This is a genomic window from Streptomyces sp. YS-3 (assembly GCF_045257485.1).
Taxonomy (GTDB): Bacteria; Actinomycetota; Actinomycetes; order Streptomycetales; family Streptomycetaceae; genus Streptomyces.
In genome coordinates, this window is record NZ_JBJHPC010000689.1 from 1 (window position 1) to 3,466 (window position 3,466).

At 73.8% G+C, this 3,466-nt stretch carries 3 protein-coding genes; all 3 read left to right on the forward strand.

Going from position 1 to position 3,466, the window contains the following annotated elements; all coding sequences use genetic code 11:
• The coding region (pdhA, locus tag ACJA3G_RS33305) for a pyruvate dehydrogenase (acetyl-transferring) E1 component subunit alpha (RefSeq protein WP_406556766.1) at positions 1-1,056 on the forward strand (1,056 nt) is incomplete at its 5' end.
• Positions 1,053-2,057, forward strand: a complete 1,005-nt coding sequence (locus ACJA3G_RS33310) for an alpha-ketoacid dehydrogenase subunit beta (protein WP_406556767.1) — start codon at positions 1,053-1,055, stop codon at positions 2,055-2,057. The genes pdhA and ACJA3G_RS33310, both read left to right, overlap by 4 nt.
• Positions 2,057-3,427, forward strand: coding sequence for a dihydrolipoamide acetyltransferase family protein (locus tag ACJA3G_RS33315; protein WP_406556768.1), 1,371 nt, complete (start codon positions 2,057-2,059; stop codon positions 3,425-3,427). Before ACJA3G_RS33310 ends, ACJA3G_RS33315 begins: the two co-directional genes overlap by 1 nt.
• Positions 3,428-3,466: the final 39 nt, after the last annotated feature.

The window sequence follows — 3,466 nt, forward strand, 5'->3', positions numbered from 1 at the left end:
CTCCCGGACCCCGAGCCGTACCGCGTGCTCGGCACGGACGCCCCGCTCGACCGCACCCTGATGCTGCGGCTGTACGAGGAACTGGTCCGCGGCCGGCGGTACAACGCGCAGGCCACCGCCCTCACCAAGCAGGGGCGCCTCGCCGTCTACCCGTCCTCCACCGGCCAGGAGGCCTGCGAGGTCGCGGCGGCGCTGGCGCTCCAGGAGCAGGACTGGCTCTTCCCCAGCTACCGGGACACCCTGGCCGCCGTCGCCCGCGGACTCGACCCCGTACAGGCCCTTACCCTGCTGCGCGGCGACTGGCACACCGGATACGACCCGCACGAGCACCGCATCGCCCCCCTGTGCACCCCCCTCGCCACCCAGCTCCCGCACGCGGTGGGCCTGGCGCACGCGGCCCGCCTCAAGGGCGACGACGTGGTGGCGCTCGCCATGGTCGGCGACGGCGGCACCAGCGAGGGCGACTTCCACGAGGCGCTGAACTTCGCGGCCGTCTGGCAGGCCCCGGTCGTCTTCCTCGTACAGAACAACGGCTTCGCCATCTCCGTGCCGCTGGCCAAGCAGACCGCGGCACCCTCCCTCGCCCACAAGGCCGTGGGATACGGGATGCCGGGCCGGCTGGTCGACGGCAACGACGCGGCGGCGGTCCACGAGGTGCTGGCGGACGCCGTCGCGCGCGCCCGCCGGGGCGGCGGCCCCACCCTCATCGAGGCCGTGACATACCGGATCGAGGCACACACCAACGCCGACGACGCCACCCGCTACCGGGTGGACGCCGAGGTGGCGGCGTGGCGCGACCACGACCCGATCCAGCTCCTGGAGGCCGAGCTGACCAGCCGCGGATTCCTCGACGAGAGCGGGAAGAAGGCCGCGGCCGAGGGGGCGGAGCGCATGGCCGCGTCCCTGCGTGAACGGATGAACGCGGACGCGGAGCTCGACCCCATGGACCTGTTCGCGCACGTCTACGCGGAGAAGACCGCCCAGCTGCGCGAACAGGAGGCCCAGCTGCGGGCCGAGCTGGCGGCGCACGAGGACGAGGAAGAGGGGCAGCGATGACCACGGTCGCGGCGAAGCCCGCCACCATGGCGCAGGCGCTGCAGCGCGCCATGCGCGACGCGATGGCCGAGGACCCCACGGTCCATGTCCTGGGAGAGGACGTGGGCACGCTCGGCGGGGTCTTCCGGATCACCGACGGGCTCGCCAAGGAGTTCGGCGAGGACCGCTGCACCGACACCCCGCTCGCCGAGGCCGGCATCCTCGGCACGGCGGTCGGCATGGCGATGTACGGGCTGCGGCCCGTGGTGGAGATGCAGTTCGACGCCTTCGCCTACCCGGCGTTCGAGCAGCTGATCAGCCATGTCTCCCGGATGCGCAACCGCACCGGCGGCTCCATGGGCATGCCCCTGGTGGTGCGGGTGCCCTACGGGGGCGGGATCGGCGGCGTCGAGCACCACAGCGACTCGTCCGAGGCCTACTACATGGCGACCCCCGGCCTGCACGTGGTGACGCCCGCGACCGTCGAGGACGCGTACGGGCTGCTGCGCGCGGCCATCGCCTCCGACGACCCCGTCGTCTTCCTGGAGCCCAAGCGGCTCTACTGGTCCAAGGCCACCTGGTCGCCGGACGCGCCCACCGAGGTCGCGCCCATCGGCAAGGCGGTCGTGCGCCGCCCCGGCCGCAGCGCCACCTTGATTACCTACGGCCCCTCCGTCCCGGTCTGCCTGGAGGCGGCCGAGGCCGCCACCGCCGAGGGCTGGGACCTGGAGGTCGTCGACCTGCGTTCCCTGGTGCCCTTCGACGACGAGACGGTGTGCGCCTCGGTGCGGCGGACGGGCCGGGCCGTCGTCGTCCACGAGTCGACCGGCTTCGGCGGGCCCGGCGGCGAGATCGCGGCCAGGGTCACCGAGCGCTGCTTCCACCACCTGGAGGCGCCGGTGCTGCGCGTCGCCGGGTTCGACATCCCGTACCCGCCGCCGATGCTGGAGAAGCACCACCTCCCGGGCGTGGACCGGGTCCTGGACGCGGTGGCACGGCTGCAGTGGGAGGCGCAGAGCTGATGCCCAAGGTCCTGGAATTCAAGCTGCCGGACCTCGGCGAGGGGCTCACCGAGGCGGAGATCGTGCGCTGGCTGGTGGCGGTGGGCGACGTCGTGGCGATCGACCAGCCGGTGGTCGAGGTCGAGACCGCCAAGGCGATGGTGGAGGTGCCGTGCCCCTACGGGGGCGTGGTGACGGCCCGCTTCGGCGAGGAAGGTACGGAGCTGCCCGTCGGCGCGCCGCTGCTGACCGTCGCCGTCGGCGCGCCCGAGGCGGCCGAGGCGGCCGACGCGGAGTCCTCCGAGTACTCGGGCAATGTCCTGGTCGGCTACGGCACCGGTGAGGCCGTACGGCGGCGGCGCCGGGTGCGCCCGGCGCCGGTGGGTTCGGTGTCGGGGGGTGCGGCGTCGGTGGGTGCGGCGCCGATGGGTGCGGAGCCCTCCGGTACGCGGGTGGCGTCCTCCGCCCCTTCGAATGCGCAAGTGGCCGCCGTGCCGGTCTCGCCCGGGGACGGGCCCGTACCCGTCATCTCGCCCCTCGTACGGAAGCTGGCGCGGGAGAAAGGGGTGGATCTGCGCGCACTGACCGGCTCCGGGCCCGACGGGCTGATCCTGCGCTGCGACGTGGAGTCGGCGCTGCGGGCGGCGGACCAGCCGGTGCCGACGGCTGCCGAGGCGGTGCCCGTGGCGGCCGGTTCCGCCGCCGGGACGCGGGTACCGCTGCGCGGGATACGGGGCGCGGTCGCCGACAAGCTGACCCGCAGCCGTTCCGAGATCCCCGACGCCACGTGCTGGGTCGACGCGGACGCCACCGAACTCATGGCGGCGCGGGCCGCGATGAACGCGGTAGGCGGTCCGAAGATCTCCGTCCTGGCGTTGCTGGCCAGGATCTGCACCGCGGCCCTCGACCGCTACCCCGAGCTCAACTCGACGGTGGACACGGCGGCCCGGGAGATCGTGCGGCTGCCGGCCGTACACCTGGGCTTCGCCGCCCAGACCGAGCGCGGCCTGGTCGTGCCGGTCGTCCGGGACGCGCAGGCGCGCAGCGCGGCGTCGCTGAGCGAGGAGTTCGCGCGGCTGACAGAGGCGGCCCGGGCGGGCACACTGACGCCCGGCGACCTGACCGGGGGCACCTTCACGCTGAACAACTACGGGGTGTTCGGGGTGGACGGCTCTACCCCGATCATCAACCACCCCGAGGCGGCGATGCTCGGCGTCGGCCGGATCATGGCCAAGCCGTGGGTGCACCAGGGTGAGCTGGCGGTACGTCAGGTCGTCCAGCTGTCGCTGACGTTCGACCACCGGGTGTGCGACGGCGGCACGGCGGGCGGCTTCCTGCGGTACGTGGCGGACTGCGTGGAGCAGCCGGCTGTACTGCTGCGGTCGCTGTAACCCGGACGGAGACGGCCGGGAGGGGGGGCGGCCGGGAAG